Here is a 22477-nt window from a genome sequence, read left to right as displayed (position 1 = left end):
TTTCCTCATTAATTTTTGTTACTTTTATTGGTAATTAAAACGAATAATTCGCGCCAAAATATACTTGGCGACCAAAGTATTGCGTTGTGCCAGAATAAGCGGTGCTACCAAAGTAACTTTGCGTTGGTTCATCAGTTAAGTTATTAACTTGTAATAACAATCCTAAATTTTTATTAACGTTGTAAGACGCTTGAAAATCCATAACAATTTCTTCGTCAAAGTTAACCACTTGCTCGTTAACCCCCCATTGCTCAGAAACAAACTCATCACGATAACGAGCACTTAAGCGGGTTTCAAAGTCGTTGTATTCCCAAAAGGCGGTTACTTGTAAAACATTTTCAGATAAACCCGGTAACGGCTGTTCGCGTTCACTACCGGCTAAATCAGTTTTGATACTGACTTCACTTTGTGTGAACGAATAACTCACGTTCACACCAAGGCCAGACCATAAATCAGGTAGGAATGAAAATACTTGCGTATAAGCCAATTCAATACCACGAATATAACCACCTTCAGCGTTGTTAAACGCTGATTCATATTCACCCACGGGATCAACGGTTACCATTCGACCTGAATCAGGATCTTCCAATGTTTCAGGTACATAGAAACCATTTTCAGCAAAGTTAAAATCATAAATTTTTACTTTTTGCACAAACGATTCAATGTCTTTAAAGAATAAAGCAGCAACAAAAGCACCATCAGTTTCAGTAAAATAACGCTCATACGAAACATCATATTGCGTAGCGTAGAATGGCTTTAAATAAGGGTTATTGGTATTAGAGCCGGTGATAATATCGCGGGTATAATCAAAATTAGTACTGCGATCCCCTGCCAAGCGGCTAATATCAGGGCGTGACATTACCTTAGCGGCGGCAACACGTAGCTGGTCGTTATCGGTTAAAGCAAAATTTAAATTAATTGACGGTAAATAATCGGTATAAGTTAAACCCACCACTTTAGGGGCATATCTGTCGTTCACTAAGCCGGCTTCATCAACAACGTTTTGTGCGCCGGCAAGTGGATCACTTTCAACATTTTCTAAGGTCGTTGCATATTGGTCGGTTTCTACCATACGAACACCAAAGTTACCGGTTACTGGTAAACCAAAAAGCTCAGTATTTATGTTCGCCATAAGGTAAGCTGAATTAACCGTTTCATACACTTCGCCACTTTGATGCATGGTCCAAGCATAACTTTCGTTCATCACACCACTTGAGTCTGCGCCCCAAGTTTGTACCGGTTGAGGTACGCCATTAGGAAACCATGCTGCCAGTGCTTTGTCGTTATCTATGGCTAAATAGCTTGGGAAGTTCGAAAACTCACCTTTCCAATCAACAATGGTGGTCATATCTTCGGTTAATTTTAACGGCGCTTCGGTTGTTGAAAACGCACCATCATCACCATATTCAAGCACTGAACGATCATTGGTGTAAGTACGATCTGAATAACGAACACCAAACTCAATCGCTGAAATATAATCGTTATCAAGTACTTCGTAGCGTAAATCTAACCGTACTGCTTCCATTTCATCGGTATTTTCAAACGGATAAATACCATATTTACTTAGCATCACGTGATCAAGACTGGTTAATTGCTCAGCTTGATTAAAACCAACATCAGGAGCATCTAAACCATTTAAGCCATAACTAATTGATACATTGCTATCTAACATCGGCGTATCAGCATTAGCATCTTCAGCAACTAATGCCCATAACAAACCATTACGGAAGTTACTTGACGCTTTTGACAATGACACATCTAAATTAGCACTTAAGTTTTCTGTTAATTGCCATTCTAAATTTAAACCGTAGTTTTCAACTTTATCAAAATCTTGGTTATCATCATTCACGGTTTCAATACGGGTATAACCATCAGAAGTCCGGTTTACCGTTGCGCCAATAACATTGTTTTCACTGACAACAGCATTACCATAAGCACCCGTAGTGCCGCCTAATTTAACCCGGTAACCGCGGGCAAAAGTTTCACTGTCAAACTGAGAAACAAAACCGTCTAAGCGTAGTTTAAAACTATCATTAGGTTGCCATTCAACCGCGGCAACATAACCATTACGGGTTTCTTTACCGCCTAAATGCTGTAATTCAAAACCTTCAGAAATATATTCACATTCAACACAATCGTCTGGGCCTTCGGTATCATTAGCTAAACCATCAACATCTTTCACATCGTTGTAAGCTAAGCCAATAAACTGGGTAGCAACACTCGGTTGATACAAACGGGCATAACCTAAAGCAACCCCTAAAGTGTCATCTAAATATTTACCTTGATAAGAAAAACTTAAACGATGACCAAACTCTTCGGCATCGTGTACTTCACTTGCACGATCGTTATACATGCCACGGGCATTAACGGTAAATTTATGCGCTTCTTCAATACCTAAAGGACTGGCGGTTTTTAATTCCACCGTGCCAGCAACACCACCTTCAATTAATGATGCTTTTGGTGATTTATAAACCGCTGCTTGTGAAATAAGCTCTGATGGGTATTGGTCAAATTCTATTGCACGGCTGCCACTGGTAGAAACTTGTTCACGACCATTTAATGTTGATGAAACAAAACCACCATCCATACCCCGAATATTAATTTCTGCCGCTTGCCCACCAGTACGTACTGCCGCAATCCCCGGTAAGCGCGTTAAAGCATCCGCCATTGAGACATCAGGCAAACCACCTAAATCATCAGCGGTAATTTGCTCAGATACCGTATCTGAAAAGCGCTTTTGATTTAATGATTCTATTAATGATCGACGAAAACCAGTAACCTCAATCACTTCAATAACTTGTTCTTCCACCTCGGCAGCTTTATTTACTTGTGCTTCTTCGGCAGCAAGTAAACCCGTATACGCCATAGCGCCACTGGTTATTAAAGCAATCGAGACCTTGTTTAATTTAAACATATCTTCTCCCCTATATTCGTCCATGACTTTTTTATGGAATTTGCTCTCCGGCAAACTCAGGTTATTTTTTGTAACCATTTTGTAACTAAGAATATGGTTAACAACCAATATAGGCTGAGCAACAAATGCTGAATACAGTTTGCATACGTATTCAAAAAGCTGTCAAAAAAGCAGGTTTACCAAGCAATAACAGAAAATAAAACGAAGAGATGAAAACCAACAAGATAAAATAAAAGCGATGTATAACAACAAGATAATTAAATCACTTTCAAAAAAATGTTAAAATAAAGCCGCTAGTTCTAGCGATATTTACCAGCAATGCATAATAATGAATACGTATGCAATGCTTTATCAATTTGTCATTAATTCGAATACCTTAATAGTCATGACTCAAATAACAATAAATAAGAATAAGCTAACGAATTAACTTGCTATTAGACTTATTAATAAATAAAAAACTGTGGAAAATTTATGAATTCAACTTTGTGGTATACGACGAAATTGCGCAAACATCTGAACCTAGCTACCTGCTTTATTATTACCCTTTGTAGCTTAAATATGCTCGGTGCTTGCCAGCCGTTAAATAATGCTAACAATAATGCAAAGCAGCTGTTAATAAGTAGCGATGCAATAATCAATGTTGATGAACTTAAGCAATTAACAACACAAAGCCAACTTGACGCTTCAGCACATTGGCTTAGCCAAAACTTGTTATTATGGCCAAAACAACATAAAGCCATTACCGAACTGCAAATAATTAACGCTATAAACCACGGTTCAAACAACACAACGAGCCTAGAAGCCATTAATATTACTGCCCGCGAATTTCCACTTGCGTTAAAACAACAATGGCCACACCTTGCTAATTTTAATGCCTATCACGTAGATATCAGCGCAGAACAAGCGAAAAAATGGCTAAAAAATGGTTTATATGTTGCGGCTAAATTTGCTGATCACAGTAAAAAAATAAGCCAAGTACAAATTGCCAATGTACTTGATAACTTATACACAACAGGCAATCATGATGCTGATGAAGTTAATGATTTAGGGGCAAGCATAAAAAATACCGCCAGCCAAAATGAGCAAGTCACTTTTAAACTTTGGGCACCAACCGCCAGCCAAGTTAAGATATTAGTTTTTAACGAAGACCATAAAAAACCGCTAACCACCCTAACCATGTTAGAAGATAGCCAAACCGGAGTTTGGTCTGCCAAGCTTACGCCTGACGCTGGCAAGGCAAGTTACCATTTAGCCTATTATCAATATCAAATTACGGTTTATCATCCTGAAACGCAAAAGCACCATACCTTAACCACAACCGATCCTTATTCATTGAGCCTTTCAACCAATAGCCAGCATTCACAAATTATTGATTTAAACGCCAACCAAGCCATGCCATTAAAATGGCATTCTCAAACCGAAATTATTCTGCAGCAGCCGGAAGACGCGGTTATTTATGAAACACATATTCGTGATTTTAGCGCCGCCGAACAACAACTTTCAAATGAGCAATATCGCGGAAAATACAAAGCGTTTAGTGAAAAAAACAGCGCTGGTATTAAACACATTCAAAGCTTGCAACAAGCCGGTTTAAACCATATTCATTTATTACCAACCTTTGATTTAGGCACCATTAATGAAGATAAACATACTCAAATATCGTTGTCTGACACCTTAGGTAAAGTTTGCCAACTGGCACCTAAAACCAGTATTTGTCAGCAAGAATTCGATAAGCACTTAACCTTACAAGCTCTATTAAACAGCTTTGATCCTAACAGTGCCGATGCTCAACAAGTAATTGGTGAACTTCGCATGTTAGACAATTACAACTGGGGTTATGATCCTTTTCATTACACCGTACCTGAAGGTAGCTATGCAGTAAATCCTGAAGGGGTTCATCGAATTATTGAATTTAGAGAAATGATCCAAAGTCTTCATAATATGGGCTTTCGTGTGATCATGGATGTCGTTTATAACCATACTCACCAAGCCGGTTTAAAAGGCACTTCGGTGCTCGATAAAATTGTGCCCACCTATTATCAACGTTTGCACCCTATTACCGGAAAAATTGAGCAATCAACCTGTTGTGATAATACCGCAACCGAACACGTGATGATGGAAAAGCTAATGATTGACTCGTTAGTGATCTGGGCACGTGATTATAAAATTGACGGTTTTCGCTTTGATTTAATGGGTCATCAACCTAAAACTGCCATGTTAAAAGCCCGTGATGCTGTTCGTGCCATTGACCCTGACACTTACTTTTATGGTGAAGGCTGGAACTTTGGCGAAGTAGCCAATAACCAACAATTTATTCAAGCTAGTCAGTTAGAGTTAGCTGGTACTGAAATTGGCACCTATACCGACAGATTGCGTGATGCCGTTCGTGGTTCAAGTTTTAATGTTTCAGGTTTTGACCATCGTAAAAATCAAGGTATTGGCAATGGCTTAGGCACCTTCAACAATGAAATGCAAAACCAAAATGATCATAGCCAATATTATTCATTAATGGATCAACTACGCCTTGGTTTAGCCGGTAACTTAGCCAACTTTCCACTTGAAAACGCACAAGGCCAGCTAATTGTGGGTAAAGATCTTATTTATGGCGATCAACCTGCTGGTTACGCACTTGATCCTGCAGATACCATTAATTATGTTTCTAAACACGATAACCAAACCTTGTGGGATAACAGCCAATATCGCCTGCCGTATCATGCCACCACAGAGCAACGAGTGCGCTTGCATAACCAAAGCTTGTCGTACGCCATTTTAGCGCAAGGCATTCCTTTTATTCACATGGGCTCAGAGTTATTGCGCTCCAAATCATTTTTACGAGACAGTTACGATTATAGCGACTGGTTTAACTTAGTTGATTACAGCAAAAGCCATAATAACTACCATGTTGGCCTACCACCAAAAGAAAAAGACGAAGCTAATTGGCCGCTTATTCAAACGTTAATTAAAAATAATCAAGGTCGCGATCGCGTAACGCCAAGTGATATCGAGTTTGCCTCGGCAAGCCTTCAAGCTTTTTTAAAGATGCGCAGTTCTTCGTCATTATTCCGCCTAACGTCAGCGCAAGCGATAATCAACAAAGTTAGCTTTTTAAATACTGGCACAGAGCAGCAAAAAGGGTTAATTGTGATGTTATTAGACGACACTGAAACACCTATTGTTGATAACAACTATCAACAAATTGTCGTGGTATTTAACAATAACCCCACCAGCCAAACCTTTGCATATCAAGGTTTAAGCGATTTTGTTTTACATCCTGTGCAACAACAAGGTGCTGATAAAACAGCAGCGGAAAGTAAAATAATTAGTACAGATAACAAGACCTATGCGCAAGTACCTGCGTTTACCACCGCGGTATTTGTTAACAAGAGAAACTAAGCAATACAACCAGCAATAGACCAAGCAAAGATCAACACGCTCTAGTATTGTCTCGGTGTAAACCTTAGCTTAAACTCAAAAAATGAAAAACGGGTTGCAACTTAACAACATGTCTAACAACCCGTTGGCAATTTCCGCCGTGTGTTCATGTAACCGGCTAAAAATAATAGCTTAAGGACAAGATCAAATGCTAAAAGTTTATGGTGATATTCAATCAGGCAACTGCTACAAAGTTAAATTATTACTGGCACTATTAAACATTGAACATCAATGGTGCCATATTGATATACTAAAACAAGAAAGCCAAAGCCCTGACTATTTAGCTAAAAATCCTAATGGTAAAATTCCATTACTTGAATTAGACAATGGCGAATTTATTGCTGAATCTAACGCGATATTAAATTACCTTGCCGATGGCACTCCATTATTACCAAGTGACAAATTAACACGAGCAAAAGTGCTGCAATGGCAATTTTTTGAACAGTACAGTCATGAACCTTACATTGCTGTTGCTCGTTTTATTAATAAATATTTAGGCCTACCTGAAGATCGTTTAGCGGATTACCACAGTAAACAAGCGGGCGGGAATAAAGCATTAAGCGTGATGGAACAACAGTTAGCTCAAACGCCTTACCTTGTTGGCGACAGCCTCACCATTGCCGACATTTCATTGTATGGTTATACCCATGTTGCTGACGAAGGTGGTTTTGATTTATCAAAATACCCCGCTATTTTACGTTGGATAAACAACATTCAAGCGCAAAAAAATTATCTATCCATGAATAACTAACCTCAATTAATCACTCATTTAATCACTCATTTAAAATCGCTGGGTTAAAGTAGCTAAATTTAAACTAATGTTTTGGCGAGTATTTTCATTGAATACGTATGTAAGGTGTATCTCTTAATTTGCCCTAGAACTTATGATTAAGCATCATTCTTTTTTATAAGTATTTCTATGAAAAAATTAATTCCCTTAGCATTAACTAGCCTAGTGTTAACTGGCTTAACAGTTAGCCCGTTAACACTTGCAGAAACGATTAATGTAAGCTCACCTGATGGTAAAATCACCCTCACAGTCAATGACGACAAAGCGCCAAACTATCAAGTCTCATTTAATGGTAAAGATGTTTTAACCAATTCAAAATTGGGTATGGCATTTAAAAAGGTTGCCGCTTTTGATGAAGGTTTTACCATTTCAGCCAGCAAACAATCGTCAAATAAAAGCCAGTGGCAACAACCTTGGGGTGAACGCAAACATGTAGTTGATCACCACAATGAATTATTTGTTACCTTTACAACCAGCCGTGCCGCCGCCAATACGTTTAATGTGCGTTTTCGGGTATTTAACGACGGTTTAGGTTTTCGCTACGAAGTACCAAAACAAAACGGCTTAAACGGTAATATTGAAATTATTGATGAGTTAACCGAGTTTTATATTGCCGATGCCGACCATGCCACCGCTTATTGGATCCCTGCTCGTGAATTTAACCGTTACGAATACGTATATGAAACGACGCCACTGAGTAAAGCGCTGCACACTCATACCCCGATGACCATGAAACTTGCCAATGGCACCCATGTTAGTATTCATGAAGCTGCCCTCGTAGATTATGCTGGCATGACCTTAAACCAACGGAGAACCGGCCAATTAAAAGCTGATTTAACGCCTTGGTCAGACGGTATTCGCGTAAAAACCGGTGCTAACTTTAAAACACCGTGGCGCACCATTCAAATTAGTGAAGATGCCACTGGCTTGTTAAATTCAGACCTTATTTTAAACCTTAACGAACCAAATAAACTCGGTGATGTTGCTTGGGTAGAACCAGCTAAATACGTAGGTATTTGGTGGGGCATGCATGTTAAAGAAAACACTTGGGGCAGTGGTCCAACTCACGGCGCAACTACCAGTGAAACCATTCGTTATATGGACTTTGCCGCTAAATACGGTTTTGCCGGTGTGTTAGTTGAAGGCTGGAATTATGGCTGGGACGACGATTGGTTCTCAAATGGTGATATTTTTAATTTCACTAAACCTTACCCTGATTTTGATATTGATGCTGTCAGCGCCCATGGTAAAAAAGTTGGCGTGCGGTTAATTGGTCATCATGAAACCTCAGGCAGTGTTACTAACTATCGCGAACAAATGGAAGCTGCATTTACCCTGTATCAAAAACACAATGTCGCCCAAATTAAAACCGGTTATGTCGCTGACGGCGGTAATATTAAACGGATTGATGAAAACGGCATTGTGCGCAAAGAATGGCACGATGGTCAATTTATGGTTAATGAATATTTACACAACATAAAAACCGCCGCTAAATATAAAATTTCAATCAATACTCACGAACCAATAAAAGATACGGGCTTACGCCGTACCTACCCGAACTGGATTGCCCGTGAAGGCGCTCGTGGCCAAGAATTTAACGCTTGGGGCACACCACCTAACCCACCTGAGCATACGGCAATTTTACCTTTTACTCGTATGTTAGCGGGGCCAATGGATTTTACTCCAGGTATTTTTGATATGGGTTTTAATGGCTTAGATAAAAATGCCAACCGTCCACAAACCACGTTAGCGAAACAATTAGCCTTATATGTTGTGTTATATAGCCCTATTCAAATGGCGGCTGATTTACCACGCAACTACGAAAAAAACCTACCGGCCTTTCAATTTATTTTAGATGTGCCGACCGATTGGGAAAACAGCCGCGCAATTGCCGGAGAAATTGGTGACTATGTGGTTTTTGCCCGTCAAGAACGTGATGGTGATGATTGGTTTGTTGGTGGTTTAACCGATGAACATGCCCGTGAATTAAGCTTTAAACTCGACTTTTTAGCACCTAACAAAAAGTATGAAGCACAAATTTACCGTGACGGTGACAATGCCGATTGGATCACTAAACCTTACGACATAATTATTGAGCAAAAAACCGTTAGCGCAAGCGACTCATTAAGCATTAACCTAGCCACCAGCGGCGGCTTTGCTATTCGTTTTAAAGCGCTCGATTAACACCAATAGCTTTAACCAATAACACCTGAAAAATAACAGCATAAAAGGTTACTCTGTAGTAAATACTGAGTAACCTTTTTAATTGTTTAATCCCCTAAGAATTACAACTCTAAACCATCACCTCAAACGTTAATTCATCATAACCATCAAGATGTTAGCAACGCACAGTTAGCAATTGTGATGTTTAGCCAACGACAAAGCGGTTAATTACCTAGTTACTCTAGCGAAAAACTTTGTTTTTGGTGTAACAACCGAATTATTCTAATTGCCTAATTGATTTATATTCTCTGAGAATTTTCTTTTTCTCTATTAGGGATTTTCTGTTTCCTTGCTTCCATCAAGCTTTGTGCGTCAGCATGTTTAATAAAATTCGCCTTTTCGTTTTCAAACTTATCAAATGCCGTATTTATTTGCTCTGATAACCATACATCATGGTTCATCAATTTTCGCTGCTCTTCGGCTAAGCTTTCGGTAAGTTCACGACATGTGTCACTTAATGTACGCCCTTGGCTTTCTGCCATTAACTGCGCTAGGCGTTTGGTTTCTTTATCAACGCTAAATTGAATAAAAGTGTTCATTAGTAACTTACCTTTAACATACCTTTTACTCACAAATCTAAACGTTCACATCAAAGCAAAACAACAATTTTAGCCCCTTGGTGATACGTTTGCAGCCTTACAAACCTTAAATTGTCTTATATATTGTACATGTATCATTAATTAGCTAGACTTGTCTTATTATATGTACAACTATTGAGAATAATTATGCGTATTGTCTCTTTTACGGAAGCACGTAATGGGCTTAAATCTGTTCTAGATAATGTTGTTAATGACGTTGACTGTACCGTTATTACGCGAAGGGACGCGGAAGACGCGGTAGTCATGTCACTAGACCATTATAATAGTCTAATGGAAACAGTTCATTTGCTTAAATCTCCAGCTAATGCGGCTCATTTATCTAGATCTATTGAGCAATATAAATCAGGTGAAATAACCAAACGAGAAATTGTTGATGACTAGGAAACTAGCATGGACAGATGAAGCTTGGAATGATTATATTTATTGGCAAGGTCAAGATAAGAGAACATTAAAACGGATTAACAAATTAATCAGCGATGCTAAACGTTCGCCATTTGAAGGGATCGGCAAACCTGAGCCATTAAAAGAAAATTTATCAGGCTTCTGGTCTAGACGAATTGATGAAACAAATCGTTTAGTTTATGCCGTTTCAGATTCATATTTGACGATACTATCTTGTCGTTATCATTATTAGCTATATTATAAGCGGCAGCTAATACAAGTTGCTAAAGACGTTATTTTGCAAGGATGTTTAAACGTGGATTCACTCAAGTTAAATGATTATCTCCATTCAAGACCACCGCCAAAAGGGATAGATGTTTTATGTAAATTACAGCATTTTGCCATCATTACTTACGCTGTGGAACCGTCAAGGTTTAATGGACTTTTCCCTGACCGTTTTACATTGGATCTAGTCGAAATCAACGGGGTCGAAAAGGCTTTAATTTCTGTCGTTCCCTTTATCGATGTTGATTTTACTTCTGCTGTTTATCCATTTCCAAAATTTACCATGGGTCAAACCAATTATCGGATCTACATCATCGACAAACAAACTAATGAACGCTGTGTTTGGTTTCTAGGTACTACATTAGATTCATGGACACTCGCAGTTCCAAGGCTTTTATGGAATTTACCTTGGTATTCAGGTGATGTGAAATTTGACTGTGACTTCGACGAATCACAACAAATATACCGTAAATACAAAATGACAACAGCTGCTACTTGGGCTCCAGCAAAGGTAGAGTTATCACAAACAAAAGATGTTCCAATAGAGCTTGCAGGATTTCCTGACCTTGAAACGGGATTAGTATACTTAACACACCCATTAGCTGGCTTTTATCATCGTCGAGACGGGAAATTGGGTACCTATAGAGTTTGGCATAAACAGTTAAAAGTCTCTTCTGCAAACCTTGAATCAGCTAGCTTTGCGCTATTATCTCGATTAGAGCTAGTAACACCCGAGGAACAACAAGTAGCGCATAGCGTACTTGTTGAACCCATTAATGAGTTTACTATTTATTTACCACCTAAGGTGGTGGAATGATCAGGATTAATATCCTTAACTCATTTATTAACGACGAGTTAAGGATATTTCAAGCCGTTTTATTTCTCGTAGTACTGACATTCTGTTCATTTCCATAAACGTCCACATTTTCATTGCGATTTGAACAATCAAGGAAATCACTAAAATCATACCCCAATGCAATTTATCTTCAAGTAATGTGCTAACAAAAAAGAATTGATAGCCAGCCCAAATCATTAGCGCACTTACGATTAAAACAACAATCGAAATTAATATCATCCAGCCGCCTAAAGCGCCTTTAAAAGCGTGAGCTAACATAAAAAATATGCCTTCGCGCTGAACCAGTACTTGATCAAGTATTTCAGCTTCATTTTCTAATTCTTGTTTAATTTTTTCATCAATGTTCATAATAATCACCTAACTGTTAGTTAATTTATTTTTTAATACATTACGTGCTCTGTTGAGCCTTGATTTAATTGTTCCGATTGGAATATTCAAAACAATATGAATTTCTTGTAAGCTTAATTCTTCCAGATAAAAAAGATGGATAGCTTGTTTATCAATGTCGGCTAGTTGTGAAATATGAAAATGTAATTCACTTTGTTGGCTATTAGCTTGAGAGCTTTTTGTTGTTTGCGCTGGCAGGCTATCAAGCATTTCCATATCAAGAGATTCAGGCGCATTTTTTTGCTTTCGCAATAAATCTAACATTTGCCAATGTAGCGTTTGAAATAGCCAACTTTTAAAAGCGTGGTGATCATTTAAACGATTAATATTTTTAGCAATTTTGATCCAGCTACGCTGCGCTGCTTCTTGCGCCATTTGAGGATCAGGATGTATTTTATAAGCGTAGCGCAACAAACCTTGCTGAAAATGTTTAAATAATTGCTCGAACGATTTTTCATCGCCAAGTTTGGCATCAATTACCCATAAATCAATTTCAGCTTGGCTGGTTATCTTGGTTTTGTCGTTCAAAATAAAATTACCCATTCACATTAATTTCAATAAACTAAGGATATTACCGCCACAATACTGATGAGGTTTGCCATAACCTAAAGCACTAATGTCTGCCTGCAAAGTTAAAAGCTCAAACCAAAGTATTATGTTATCAACAAGACGTAGCGTTTTGACAAAAGGTTCATTTAAATTTTATTTTTTGTATTCTTATTTTCCAATTACGAAAATTACAGCATTATGAGGTTTTAGTTTTGGCTTTTAATGCAACAATTTGTTGCTCTATTTCATCAGCTTCATAGGTTAATTGTGCAAAGCTTTTCATATCACCGTTTCTTTGCGCCTGCATTGCTTGTTCAAGCTTAATATCTTGTAATTTGGTTAATTTTTTTATTGGATTGGATTTAAAAAAGGAAAACATTGTTTTACTCAAGTTAGTTGGGTAATTTATGATACGCTTAAAAGCACTGAGCAGATTACTTATTTTTAACGATAAGCTAAATTAGGTAATTTCAACCTTCAACACACTAAGGAGTTTACATGGAATATAAAGTAGTTATCTATCAAGAAGGGATGTTAGGATCGTTATTATTAGGTGGTTCAAAAGTTAATCCGGTGAAGTTCACCGAATTCCTTAATGACAATGCAGATAATGGCTGGCGTGTTCAAACGATGGAAAAAGATATTCGTCGAATGTTACTTTTTTGGAAACGTGAAGCCTATGTCGTAATTTTAGGGAGAGAAAAATGAAATATGGTTCATTAGTTTGTACCGGCTTATTTATTCTTGGCGTAATTTTGTCTTTAGTTCAAATGTGGTTTACACCATTTGAAACCGAACTTTTTTGGAAGCTCTTAATTACCATTGCCGCCTTTTTTGTTATTGCCTTAGGTATTACTTTAGTTTGCAAAGAATATTTAAGTGAAAAAGAAATGAAGAAAAAAGGCTTTATTGATTAACTTATTGTTATCTAACTTAAGTAAGTTTAAGCAAGATTAATTAAACCATAGCTGCTTGATGGTAAAAGTAACTATGGTTTACAGCACTCCTGCACTATTTAAATTGTCCTATTTATCTTGTACTGCGTTCTTGAAACAGTACCGCCTGATTTTTCCCTTGCCGTTTAGCACGATACAAAGCTTGATCTGCTTGAGCATATAAATGATTAATTGTTAAGTTATTGTGCTTGTATATGCTGCGCACACCAATACTAATTGAAACATGAATTTTTTTGTCATCTTTTACAAAAAAGTCCGCTTCAGCTACTGACGTTAACAAACGGTTGGCAATATTCAAAGTTAGCGTTTGATTAACCCGTGGCAATAAACATAAAAATTCTTCACCACCTACGCGCCCCATAACGTCTTCAGTACGAAGACAGGTTTGAGCAATATCGGCAACTTGCTTTAATACTTTATCGCCAGCAGGATGACCGTATTGATCGTTGATCATTTTGAAGTTATCAATATCAATTAACAATATGGCCATTTCGCCCTTACCTTCGGTTTTCTTTAATAGTTTTTCCCAAAGGCTAAAAATATAACGTCGGTTGTATAAGTCGGTAAGTTCATCTTTAATCGACAGTTTTAATACTTTTTGATGGCTTTTACGTTGAAGCACTAAAACAATAATAATCACAATAATAAACACGCTTAAAAAAAACACTAAATAGCGATTTAAGCGATTAATTTGCTGATCTTGCTCAGCTTCTAATAACTCAACACGGGTGCGTTGTCTTAACAAATCGAGCTCAACATTTTTTCGTTCAAGCTCTAAAGCATGGCGTACATTTACGAGCCTTGATGAGGCATTTTCAATTAACTGTTCGGTAAATTTTTCGTAATAGTCGTTAATAATTTCAAACGCTGCTTGATAGTCTTTTTTCGCATGCGCCAATAAGCCTTTTATTTTAAGCGTTTCTAATTGCCACTTAGTGCCAGTTAATTCAGGAATATCGGCAAAAATTGCATTGGCTTTATCTAAAGCAGTTTGAGCTTGTTGAAATTGATTGAGTTTAATTAAACACATAGCTTTACGCTTATACAATTCGGCGTTGTAATCAATCGCACCGTTTAACGTTAAACCTTTATCAATAATTTTAATCGCCTGCTGACAATCCCCTTTTTCAGCTAGGGTCATACCTAAACCATAAGCACTTAAAAAACTGATTTCTAAATTAGGGGTGTATTTAATGAGCTCTTGATAATGTTCGAAGTATTCAATGGCTAAATCGTACTTTTTCCAATAACGGTAGGTAGAAGCTAAACCATAAGCGGCTTCTGCCACATGCGCTTTATAGCCAAACTGTTCGTAGGTTTCATAAGCTTTTTGGTAATAATCAACCGACTTTTGGTATTCATTCATGTAGCCATAAATAGCACCATAAGTTTCGTTGATCACCGCGATCAAAAATTCATCATTTAATGCAAAGGCTTCAACATATGCTGACTGTAAATCTTTTAATGATGCATCAAATAGCTCGGTTAAACTGCGGGTATAAGCAAGTTCTTGTTTAATTTGAATATATAAAGTGTAGTTTTCAATAGTTTGCGCAATCGCCATTGCTTTGTGAAAAAGCTCTGTCGCTTTATTGTATTCATTATTTCGTTGCGCAATTAAGCCCGCATAAAAAATTAATCGCGCTTTAATATTAGGATTTGATTCACTGGTTAATAGTTTTCTGGCTTCAGCAACGGTTTCAGTAAAATCATCATAAAAATATAATAAGTTTTCAGCAGTGGCTTTTTGTTGATGCCAAAGTAATTGTACTCGGCTGGGTTGATCGGCGAGTTTAGGGCGTAAAGCAATAATACGTTGATAACTTTGCCATGGGTCTTGATAAATATCTTCTTCAATGGTGATCAGCATGGCGAATTTTTCTTCCGCCATTACTGCTGTTGCTATGCTATTTAATAGTAAGCAACCCAAGAATAAGCATAATTTTACAGCGCGCATTTATCGTCCATGAATAAGAGATGGTTATCTATCGAAGTTATCAATACTTTAAAACTCAATACGTTAAAACAACACTTTAAGAAATTTAATAATGTTATCATAATCTTTCATCAGTATATAAGCACCTCTACTGATACAATTGTTGAAATTTTTTAATGGTAAAGCCGTTAATATAATCAGCGCCTACTTTAATAACAGGCACAGCTTTATAGCCTAAGCGATTAAATTCTTTTTGCCCTGCCGGCGTTTGCACATTACACAACCGATATTGAATATTTTGGCTATCTAAATATTTTTTAGCATTGTCACAATGTGGGCAATTATTTCGTGTATAAAACACCACTTTTTTCATTTGTTTTAACTCTTAAATTACATCAATAAATTATCTTCAATCCGGTGATAATGGCTGGCTGAATTAATTAACGAGGTAGCCGTTAGTTGCGGTACGCCATATACATGTGTGTTACAACTGTATTTTCCTGCCACTTTCAGCATTAATAAATCGAAATCGCCATCACCTGATAATAAAACAATGGTATCAACCGCTTCCGCAGCTTCTAAAACATCAATAGCAATCCCTACATCCCAGTCACCTTTAGCTGAACCATCGCTACGTTGAATATAAGGTTTTAGCTTAACGTTAAAGCCAATATGTTTTAGCGCTTTTTGAAATTTATGTTGTTGGTCATCATCTCGCGCAATAGCATAAGCATTCGCTAAAACAATATCACCCTGCTCACTAATTTGTTGCCAAAACTGACGATAATTAAACTGCCGACCATAAGCTTGTCGGGTGGTGTAATAAATATTTTGTACATCAACAAAAATAGCTATTTTTTGTTTAACTACTGAGCCATTTTCTAACGATTGTGTTGCTTGCAAAGCAAAATTCCTAAATCAACAAAATTAGCGCTACTATACCAGATAAAATTCCAGATAATTCACCTGTTCCTGATATCGCTCTGTTATAATGCGCTTAATTTTATAAGCTTAGGTACTTTCATTGTGGCAAACACGCTATTTTCTTCAACATCATTAAGCAAAGCATTGGTCGATAATTTATCAACGTTAGGCTACAACGAAATGACACCGATCCAAGCACAAGCATTACCGCATGTGTTAAATGGTAAAGATGTTATTGGCCAAGGTAAAACTGGCTCAGGTAAAACTGCCGCTTTTGCTTTAGGTATTTTGCACAATTTAAATGTTAAACGCTTTCGTATTCAAGCCTTAGTATTGTGTCCTACACGTGAATTAGCTGACCAAGTTGCGAAAGAAATTCGCAAACTGGCAAGAGCCACCCACAATATTAAAGTATTAACTTTATGTGGTGGTACACCTATGGGCCCACAAATAGGTTCATTAGAGCATGGCGCACACATTATTGTTGGCACCCCTGGCAGAATTGAAGATCATTTAGGCCGCGGCCGTTTAGATTTATCCGAGGTTAATACCTTAGTATTAGATGAAGCGGATCGCATGTTAGAAATGGGTTTTCAAGCCACTTTAGATTACATTTTTTCGCAGTGTCCGGCCCAGCGCCAAAACTTGTTATTTAGCGCAACGTTTCCAAAGCAAATTAAAGCTATATCTGAACATATTATGACTGAGCCAGAAATGGTTAAGGTTGAGTCGAAACACGACGCTTCAAGTATTAGTCAGCGTTTTTATCAGGTTTCTGATAACAGCGAACGTATTCATGCTGTGCAATTGTTATTAATGGAGCATCAACCCGAATCTGCGGTAATTTTTTGTAATACTAAAGTTGAAGTGCAAGAGCTAGCCGATAGTTTAATTAACAAAGGTTTTAGCTGTTTAGCCCTACATGGTGATTTAGAGCAACGTGATCGTGACCAAACCTTAGTGCAATTTGCCAACAAGAGTATTGCTGTTTTAGTGGCAACCGATGTGGCTTCACGTGGTTTAGATATCGACAACCTTGATATGGTGGTGAATTACCATATTGCCCACGATCCTGAAATTCATGTGCATCGTATTGGCCGAACCGGTCGTGCCGGTAGTAAAGGCATTGCTTGTTCATTGATCAGCCACAAAGAAGCTCACAAGGTAATGAAATTAGAAACTTACCTTGGTCATGACATTGAAGCAGAAGAATTACCACCGTTAGAGGTACTTAACAAAGCACCAACAACCGCAACTATGGTAACCATTCAAATTGACGGCGGTAAAAAACAAAAAGTACGTGCGGGTGATATTTTAGGGGCGCTTACCTCAACTAAAAAAGTAGAAGGTAAATTAATTGGTAAAATTCAATTATTTGATTTACGTTCTTATGTTGCCGTTGATCGCACTATTGCTAAAGTGGCTTTAAAAACCATTAACGACGGTAAAATGAAAGGCCGAAACTTTCGCGCTCGTATTTTATAACCGCTTTTATAGCTCACTTAGAACGTAAAAAATGACCTACGGCATTAACGATAACTCATACCAAGCGGCGGGGAAACTCGCCGGCATCGAGCAGCTTGTCGCTGATTTTTATCAATATATGGATAGCTTGCCTGAAGCTGCAGTGATCAGAGCTATGCATCAGCCCGATTTAACTTTGTCACAAAAAAAGTTGAGTTATTTTTTATCGGGTTGGCTTGGTGGCCCTAAACTATACAGCGAGCATTTTGGTGGTATTAATATCCCCCAAGCCCATTGTCATTTACCCGTAAGCGAAACCGAACGTGATGCCTGGTTATTATGTATGGAAAAAGCACTTAACGACCAAGATTACCCTGCAGACTTTAAGCACTATTTAATGTGTCAATTCCGCATTCCCGCAGAAAGAATAAGAGTTGCTAGCCAAAATAATCGTTAGCTACGCCCCCATACTCCCCTGCTGTATTACGGCTATTTTATATCGATATCAGGCCAAACAAAACCACAGCAGGTATCAATATATAATTGTTCAACTTTTTCTCGTGCCCAAGGGGTTTTTCTCAGAAACTTTAAGCTCGATTTAATGCTAGGGTCTTTGGTAAAACAATTAATCTTTATTCGTTTACCCATTTCTTCCCAACCAAGTGTTGCCACTAATTTTTCTAAAATAGTTGCTAAGGTAACACCATGCAAAGGATTATTTGGTTGAGTTGATGAGGTTGAATTTGTCATAAAGCAAAATGTGATAGGTAAAATAAGATGAAATATTCTAACAAAATCGCTAGTCTCTGTATCTAAGGATGACAACAATAATAAGTATTAATAAAAATGACCGAGCAATTACCGATTAACATTGAGGTCTCAAAGCCATTAACCGTGCTGTACCCTAAAATTGTCGGCATAAGTAATAAACTTGAAGCACAATTTAATTTTCAAACCATGACCGCAAATTGGTATGGTGATGAAAATAACTTACTTTCCTTAACCTTGCATTTAATGTTACCTGAGCAATACCAGATCCAACAACAATCAGAAAATAGCGCTGATATTACGCAAAAAATTTATGCTGACGATGTTTTTAGCAATGAAGCACAATTAAACAAAATTGATGCTTTTTTGGCGCTAACAGAAAAAGAGCAGCTATTATTGGAACAGCACAATAAATTATTAGCCGGCTTCATTGATACAAAAATTAGAAAAGTGATTAACCTGATTGCAGCAGATCGTCAATTAAGTCCTATTTAAAGTTCACATTCGATTAAACTTTGTGTTACTGAAAAGAAAACTTCGTATACTAAAAAGAAAGGGCCTAAATATTTTTCAGCCAAAAATACACATATCTAATCCTAATACGTCACATCCACACAAAATATTAATGGTAGCGCTAACAACTTTATTGTATGCTTTAGTTAGTTTTTATAAAAATAACAAAGGTAATTTTTAATGAAAGAACAAGAAAACAAGCTGTTTATTATAATAATCAGTTGCGTAGCCACCATTGGCGGCTTCTTATTTGGTTTTGACAGTGGCGTTATTAACGGCACTGTTGATGGTTTACAACAAGCTTTTAACTCTGACAGTGTTGGTACCGGTTTTAACGTTGCTAGTATGTTGTTAGGTTGTGCTGTAGGTGCCTTTTTTGCTGGCCGTTTAGCCGATACGTATGGCCGTAAAGGTTTACTTATTGTTGCTGCTGCCTTGTTTATTATCAGTGCTTGGGGTTCTGGTATTGCTACCAGTTCAGTAGAATTTATTATCTATCGTATTATTGGTGGTTTAGCGGTAGGTGCGGCCTCAGTAATGGCGCCAGCTTATATCAGTGAAATTGCCCCTGCACGTATTCGCGGAACATTAACAACTATTCAGCAAGTTGCCATTATCGGTGGTTTATTCTCAGCGTTTGTTAGTAACTATTTGTTAGCTGATATTGCTGGTGCTTCTGTTTCTGAGTTATGGCTTGGTTACGACGCTTGGCGTTGGATGTTCTGGATTGAACTAGCTCCGGCTTGTTTATTTTTATTCGCTTTATTTTTAATTCCTGAAAGCCCTCGTTATTTAGTCATTAAAAGTAAAAATGCCCAAGCTGGCGAAGTATTAACGCGTTTATACGGCGCTGAAGCATCAGCCATTAAACTTAAAGAAATTGAAGATTCATTAGCCGCTGATCATCACAAACCGCGTTTAGCTGACTTAATTGACAAGAAAACGAACAAAGTACGTAAAGTTGTTTGGATTGGTATTGGTTTAGCCACCTTTCAACAACTTGTTGGTATTAACGTGGTATTTTATTATGGCGCGGTATTGTGGCAAGCAGTTGGCTTTTCAGAAGCGGATGCCTTGTTGATCAATATTATCAGTGGTGCGGTAAGTATTGCAGCTTGCTTTATTACCATGTATTTCATCGACAAAATTGGTCGTAAACCGTTATTAACTATTGGTTCTGCCGGTATGGCGGTAACTTTAGCTATTTTAGTATTTGCTTTTGCAAACTCAGCGTCAGATGCAAATGGTGATTTAATTTTAGGTGATTACGGTACCATGGCGTTAATTGCAGCTAATGCCTATGTTTTCTTTTTTAATATTTCTTGGGGCCCTGTAATGTGGGTAATGTTAGGCGAAATGTTCCCGAATCAAATCCGTGGTTCAGGCTTAGCGATCAGTGGTTTATCACAGTGGACGTCAAACTTTGCTATTACCATGACTTTCCCATTAATGTTAGCAAGCTTTGGCTTAGCCGTTACTTATGGTTTCTATGCCCTATGTGCGTTTATCTCTATTATCTTTGTTGCTAAGTTTGTTAAAGAAACAAAAGGCTTAGAATTAGAAGAAATGGAAGGTTAATCTTCGTTATCTAAACAAGAGATAAACTGAATAATAAAAAAAACCGCGATATCCTTTTGGATATCGCGGTTTTTTATTAAGCTCATATTTAACGCATGATGCTCTAATTAACCCGAACTTAGGTTAGTTAAAAAAACCACCAAGTTTATCTTTTAACTTATCTTTCGCTTTATCTTTCAGTTTATCTTTTAACTTATCTTCTTGCTGCTTAACCACATCAGAATCAAGTAGATTATCTAAGGCGTTGTCTGAGTCGTTTAATACGCTTTCTAAATCTAACAATTGTGCTTTACCATCATTAGGCATGTTTAACGCGCTTGCTAACTTATCATTTAAGCCTGCTTGTACATCCGCTTTAAAGCTCGTTAGCTTTTCATCAACCTTTTTACTTACCGCATTTTTTAACGCTTTATCAAGAGGTGAAGATACATGCCAAGTAGGCGACGTTAACGCACCATCAGCACTAACTTTTAAGACTAATTCATCAAGAGATGAAACCGTATCAAGTACTAATTTACCCATGCTATTATCTGCTTTACCGTCATATTGTGCATTTTTAATGGTAAAAGCATTGTTAGTATCAATTGCCGTGTTTGATGCTTGATATTGTCCGCCAGCAAACAAGCTGCCTTGTTTAAGCGTTAATGATAATTTATCACTGTTACCTAACTGAGCATTGGTTAATGGCATACCTTCAAGGGTCCATTTACCGTCAGTATTAAACAAGCCTTGTTGATTTAACGTAAACTCACCTAGTAAGTTAACAGTGCCTTGTTGATTAAGGTTTTGGCTATTGACTTGATAACGTGTTGGTAAATTTCTTAACCAGTGCTGGTGCGTAAACTCATTAACATCAATGGCTAAATCACCTTGTGGTAAGTTCATCGAAAAATGGGCTTTTTTGATTAAAATTTCAGGTAATGGGTTTTCTTCATCAAATAATACATAACGGCCAGTGGCTGCTATTTTTTCTTCTTGCTCTGGCGTGTTATTCGCGGTTAATAACGGTGATAATTTTTGATAAATTGCCATCGCTGTATCGTAATACTCTCGCGCTTGCGCCCCAAATAATAAGTGCGCAAAGTCAGCGCCATCAATGTTTTCTAATTGGTACGTTTTTTCAATATTTTGCCAATCTTGTGATGGTGCATTTTTCAGCGCCGTTACCCGTTCGCTTAACACATTTTTACTGGTGGCTAATTGTTCTTTAGCCGCTTTAACAATGGCTTGATCAGCTTTAAATTCTGCCTTTAGTTCATTATATTGGGCTTTAATTTGCTCAATATCTTCAAGTGATTTAACTTTGATTTGCCCCAGCGCTTTTACTTTTTCTTGATAAGCCGCTAACTTTTCTTTGCTTGGTAACTTAGCTTTAAGATCTTTCAGCTTTTCAGCTTCACTTTGATAACTGGCTGATAATGCTTGGCTAGCTTTTACCGTTAATAAATCACTGTCGTTTAATAACTGCTTAGGATCAGGTAACTGTTGTTTAATATCAGCAAGTGTAGAGCCTTCAGCTGATGCAGTTTCTTCCTCATCAGCAACGTCCGTATCAAGGTATACTTCACCTATTGACGCTCTTTTCGTTGAAAAACTTAAACCATCAACCACCAACTCATCAATGATCACTTTACCTAATAAATATTGCCATAAATGAAGGTCGGCTTTCGCTTCTTTAAAAGCCACCAAGTTCATGCTTGGTTGTTCGGCATCTGTCGCCTCAAAGCCTTTTACAGATAGTGTTAAAGGCGAATATGCTAAATCAACTTCGGCAACATTAACTTCCGCCCCTGTATACCAAGCAACACTGGTTTCAATGCCTTTTTTGATCAGTGGCTCAGCAAATAAATATAAACACAGTGCAATAGCACCAAAAATAACAAAAAAGGAAGCAGCACCCTGCCAACGTAAATATTTCATCG

Annotated in this window: 22 protein-coding genes; 12 read left to right on the top strand and 10 right to left on the bottom strand. The window is 37.6% G+C overall.

Going from position 1 to position 22477, the window contains the following annotated elements; translation table 11 throughout:
- Positions 1 to 34: 34 nt before the first annotated feature.
- On the bottom strand, positions 35 to 2914 hold the full coding sequence (locus ACSLUO_RS06775) for a TonB-dependent receptor (RefSeq protein ID WP_448247342.1): 2880 nt from the start codon (positions 2912 to 2914) through the stop codon (positions 35 to 37).
- Between the two features lie 558 nt (positions 2915 to 3472).
- Here ACSLUO_RS06775 and pulA point away from each other — a divergent pair.
- The 3 genes from pulA (at position 3473) to ACSLUO_RS06760 (ending at position 9320) form a co-directional block, all read left to right on the top strand.
- The gene (gene pulA, locus ACSLUO_RS06770; protein ID WP_448247340.1) at positions 3473 to 6307 is read left to right on the top strand and encodes a pullulanase-type alpha-1,6-glucosidase; all 2835 of its coding nucleotides are present in this window, start codon (positions 3473 to 3475) and stop codon (positions 6305 to 6307) included.
- Positions 6308 to 6494: 187 nt separating this feature from the next.
- A complete protein-coding gene (locus tag ACSLUO_RS06765) occupies positions 6495 to 7097 on the top strand; it encodes a glutathione S-transferase family protein (RefSeq protein ID WP_448247339.1) in 603 nt (200 codons plus the stop codon).
- A gap of 168 nt (positions 7098 to 7265) precedes the next feature.
- Entirely contained in the window at positions 7266 to 9320 is a 2055-nt protein-coding gene (locus ACSLUO_RS06760; RefSeq protein WP_448247337.1) for a glycoside hydrolase family 97 protein, read from the top strand.
- Between the two features lie 278 nt (positions 9321 to 9598).
- On the opposite strand, the gene ACSLUO_RS06755 is transcribed toward ACSLUO_RS06760, so the two are convergent.
- Entirely contained in the window at positions 9599 to 9898 is a 300-nt protein-coding gene (locus ACSLUO_RS06755) for a damage-inducible protein J (RefSeq protein ID WP_448247336.1), read from the bottom strand.
- A gap of 186 nt (positions 9899 to 10084) precedes the next feature.
- On the opposite strand from ACSLUO_RS06755, the gene ACSLUO_RS06750 reads away from it, so the two are divergent.
- The 3 genes from ACSLUO_RS06750 (at position 10085) to ACSLUO_RS06740 (ending at position 11441) form a co-directional block, all read left to right on the top strand.
- Positions 10085 to 10339: a type II toxin-antitoxin system Phd/YefM family antitoxin gene (locus tag ACSLUO_RS06750; RefSeq protein ID WP_448247334.1), complete on the top strand. Its 255-nt coding sequence runs from the start codon at positions 10085 to 10087 to the stop codon at positions 10337 to 10339.
- A complete protein-coding gene (locus ACSLUO_RS06745; RefSeq protein ID WP_448247333.1) occupies positions 10332 to 10592 on the top strand; it encodes a Txe/YoeB family addiction module toxin in 261 nt (86 codons plus the stop codon). Before ACSLUO_RS06750 ends, ACSLUO_RS06745 begins: the two co-directional genes overlap by 8 nt.
- 63 nt (positions 10593 to 10655) lie before the next feature.
- On the top strand, positions 10656 to 11441 hold the full coding sequence (locus tag ACSLUO_RS06740; protein ID WP_448247331.1) for a DUF2071 domain-containing protein: 786 nt from the start codon (positions 10656 to 10658) through the stop codon (positions 11439 to 11441).
- Positions 11442 to 11468: 27 nt separating this feature from the next.
- Here ACSLUO_RS06740 and ACSLUO_RS06735 read toward each other — a convergent pair whose 3' ends face one another.
- The 3 genes from ACSLUO_RS06735 to ACSLUO_RS06725 form a co-directional block, all read right to left on the bottom strand.
- Positions 11469 to 11828, bottom strand: a complete 360-nt coding sequence (locus ACSLUO_RS06735; RefSeq protein ID WP_448247329.1) for a DUF6768 family protein — start codon at positions 11826 to 11828, stop codon at positions 11469 to 11471.
- 9 nt (positions 11829 to 11837) lie between these two features.
- Positions 11838 to 12395 carry an RNA polymerase sigma factor gene (locus tag ACSLUO_RS06730; RefSeq protein WP_448247327.1) on the bottom strand — a complete coding sequence of 186 codons (558 nt, stop codon included), beginning with the start codon at positions 12393 to 12395 and terminating at the stop codon, positions 11838 to 11840.
- A gap of 217 nt (positions 12396 to 12612) precedes the next feature.
- Positions 12613 to 12795, bottom strand: coding sequence for a DUF6435 family protein (locus ACSLUO_RS06725; RefSeq protein WP_448247325.1), 183 nt, complete (start codon positions 12793 to 12795; stop codon positions 12613 to 12615).
- A gap of 119 nt (positions 12796 to 12914) precedes the next feature.
- Here ACSLUO_RS06725 and ACSLUO_RS06720 point away from each other — a divergent pair, with 119 nt between their 5' ends.
- Together ACSLUO_RS06720 and ACSLUO_RS06715 are read left to right on the top strand one after the other, a co-directional pair.
- The gene (locus tag ACSLUO_RS06720; RefSeq protein WP_448247323.1) at positions 12915 to 13124 is read left to right on the top strand and encodes a DUF4177 domain-containing protein; all 210 of its coding nucleotides are present in this window, start codon (positions 12915 to 12917) and stop codon (positions 13122 to 13124) included.
- Positions 13121 to 13333 (top strand): hypothetical protein, encoded by a 213-nt coding sequence (locus tag ACSLUO_RS06715; RefSeq protein ID WP_448247322.1) that lies wholly within the window; start codon positions 13121 to 13123, stop codon positions 13331 to 13333. Before ACSLUO_RS06720 ends, ACSLUO_RS06715 begins: the two co-directional genes overlap by 4 nt.
- 112 nt (positions 13334 to 13445) lie before the next feature.
- Here ACSLUO_RS06715 and ACSLUO_RS06710 read toward each other — a convergent pair whose 3' ends face one another.
- From ACSLUO_RS06710 to ACSLUO_RS06700, 3 genes are all read right to left on the bottom strand, one after another.
- The gene (locus ACSLUO_RS06710) at positions 13446 to 15329 is read right to left on the bottom strand and encodes a GGDEF domain-containing protein (protein ID WP_448247320.1); all 1884 of its coding nucleotides are present in this window, start codon (positions 15327 to 15329) and stop codon (positions 13446 to 13448) included.
- A gap of 127 nt (positions 15330 to 15456) precedes the next feature.
- The gene (locus ACSLUO_RS06705; protein ID WP_448247318.1) at positions 15457 to 15681 is read right to left on the bottom strand and encodes a glutaredoxin family protein; all 225 of its coding nucleotides are present in this window, start codon (positions 15679 to 15681) and stop codon (positions 15457 to 15459) included.
- Positions 15682 to 15698: 17 nt separating this feature from the next.
- The gene (locus tag ACSLUO_RS06700) at positions 15699 to 16211 is read right to left on the bottom strand and encodes an NYN domain-containing protein (protein WP_448247316.1); all 513 of its coding nucleotides are present in this window, start codon (positions 16209 to 16211) and stop codon (positions 15699 to 15701) included.
- A gap of 123 nt (positions 16212 to 16334) precedes the next feature.
- On the opposite strand from ACSLUO_RS06700, the gene dbpA reads away from it, so the two are divergent.
- Together dbpA and ACSLUO_RS06690 are read left to right on the top strand one after the other, a co-directional pair.
- The gene (gene dbpA, locus ACSLUO_RS06695; RefSeq protein WP_448247314.1) at positions 16335 to 17717 is read left to right on the top strand and encodes an ATP-dependent RNA helicase DbpA; all 1383 of its coding nucleotides are present in this window, start codon (positions 16335 to 16337) and stop codon (positions 17715 to 17717) included.
- Between the two features lie 31 nt (positions 17718 to 17748).
- On the top strand, positions 17749 to 18153 hold the full coding sequence (locus ACSLUO_RS06690) for a group II truncated hemoglobin (RefSeq protein ID WP_448247312.1): 405 nt from the start codon (positions 17749 to 17751) through the stop codon (positions 18151 to 18153).
- Positions 18154 to 18185: 32 nt separating this feature from the next.
- On the opposite strand, the gene ACSLUO_RS06685 is transcribed toward ACSLUO_RS06690, so the two are convergent.
- Positions 18186 to 18446, bottom strand: coding sequence for a VF530 family protein (locus ACSLUO_RS06685; RefSeq protein WP_448247311.1), 261 nt, complete (start codon positions 18444 to 18446; stop codon positions 18186 to 18188).
- 96 nt (positions 18447 to 18542) lie between these two features.
- On the opposite strand from ACSLUO_RS06685, the gene ACSLUO_RS06680 reads away from it, so the two are divergent.
- Positions 18543 to 18959, top strand: coding sequence for a hypothetical protein (locus ACSLUO_RS06680; RefSeq protein WP_448247309.1), 417 nt, complete (start codon positions 18543 to 18545; stop codon positions 18957 to 18959).
- A gap of 198 nt (positions 18960 to 19157) precedes the next feature.
- Positions 19158 to 20555 carry a sugar porter family MFS transporter gene (locus ACSLUO_RS06675; protein ID WP_448247308.1) on the top strand — a complete coding sequence of 466 codons (1398 nt, stop codon included), beginning with the start codon at positions 19158 to 19160 and terminating at the stop codon, positions 20553 to 20555.
- 123 nt (positions 20556 to 20678) lie between these two features.
- Here ACSLUO_RS06675 and ACSLUO_RS06670 read toward each other — a convergent pair whose 3' ends face one another.
- Positions 20679 to 22475, bottom strand: a complete 1797-nt coding sequence (locus ACSLUO_RS06670; RefSeq protein ID WP_448247306.1) for a TIGR03545 family protein — start codon at positions 22473 to 22475, stop codon at positions 20679 to 20681.
- Between the last annotated feature and the right edge of the window lie 2 nt (positions 22476 to 22477).

It is taken from the genome of Thalassotalea agariperforans, from assembly GCF_053470345.1.
This window is presented reverse-complemented; position numbering and strand designations above follow the sequence as displayed.

What these genes read in the sequence shown, in the direction of transcription:
- ACSLUO_RS06710 (WP_448247320.1), bottom strand. Translation starts at nt 15,329, where the DNA reads ATGCGCGCTGTAAAATTATGCTTATTCTTGGGTTGCTTACTATTAAAT.
- pulA (WP_448247340.1), top strand. Translation starts at nt 3,473, where the DNA reads ATGCTCGGTGCTTGCCAGCCGTTAAATAATGCTAACAATAATGCAAAG.
- ACSLUO_RS06715 (WP_448247322.1), top strand. Translation starts at nt 13,121, where the DNA reads ATGAAATATGGTTCATTAGTTTGTACCGGCTTATTTATTCTTGGCGTA.
- ACSLUO_RS06775 (WP_448247342.1), bottom strand. Translation starts at nt 2,914, where the DNA reads ATGTTTAAATTAAACAAGGTCTCGATTGCTTTAATAACCAGTGGCGCT.
- ACSLUO_RS06725 (WP_448247325.1), bottom strand. Translation starts at nt 12,795, where the DNA reads ATGTTTTCCTTTTTTAAATCCAATCCAATAAAAAAATTAACCAAATTA.
- ACSLUO_RS06745 (WP_448247333.1), top strand. Translation starts at nt 10,332, where the DNA reads ATGACTAGGAAACTAGCATGGACAGATGAAGCTTGGAATGATTATATT.
- ACSLUO_RS06750 (WP_448247334.1), top strand. Translation starts at nt 10,085, where the DNA reads ATGCGTATTGTCTCTTTTACGGAAGCACGTAATGGGCTTAAATCTGTT.
- ACSLUO_RS06755 (WP_448247336.1), bottom strand. Translation starts at nt 9,898, where the DNA reads ATGAACACTTTTATTCAATTTAGCGTTGATAAAGAAACCAAACGCCTA.
- ACSLUO_RS06690 (WP_448247312.1), top strand. Translation starts at nt 17,749, where the DNA reads ATGACCTACGGCATTAACGATAACTCATACCAAGCGGCGGGGAAACTC.
- ACSLUO_RS06705 (WP_448247318.1), bottom strand. Translation starts at nt 15,681, where the DNA reads ATGAAAAAAGTGGTGTTTTATACACGAAATAATTGCCCACATTGTGAC.
- ACSLUO_RS06720 (WP_448247323.1), top strand. Translation starts at nt 12,915, where the DNA reads ATGGAATATAAAGTAGTTATCTATCAAGAAGGGATGTTAGGATCGTTA.
- ACSLUO_RS06685 (WP_448247311.1), bottom strand. Translation starts at nt 18,446, where the DNA reads ATGACAAATTCAACCTCATCAACTCAACCAAATAATCCTTTGCATGGT.
- ACSLUO_RS06675 (WP_448247308.1), top strand. Translation starts at nt 19,158, where the DNA reads ATGAAAGAACAAGAAAACAAGCTGTTTATTATAATAATCAGTTGCGTA.
- ACSLUO_RS06765 (WP_448247339.1), top strand. Translation starts at nt 6,495, where the DNA reads ATGCTAAAAGTTTATGGTGATATTCAATCAGGCAACTGCTACAAAGTT.
- ACSLUO_RS06670 (WP_448247306.1), bottom strand. Translation starts at nt 22,475, where the DNA reads ATGAAATATTTACGTTGGCAGGGTGCTGCTTCCTTTTTTGTTATTTTT.
- ACSLUO_RS06760 (WP_448247337.1), top strand. Translation starts at nt 7,266, where the DNA reads ATGAAAAAATTAATTCCCTTAGCATTAACTAGCCTAGTGTTAACTGGC.
- ACSLUO_RS06735 (WP_448247329.1), bottom strand. Translation starts at nt 11,828, where the DNA reads ATGAACATTGATGAAAAAATTAAACAAGAATTAGAAAATGAAGCTGAA.
- ACSLUO_RS06680 (WP_448247309.1), top strand. Translation starts at nt 18,543, where the DNA reads ATGACCGAGCAATTACCGATTAACATTGAGGTCTCAAAGCCATTAACC.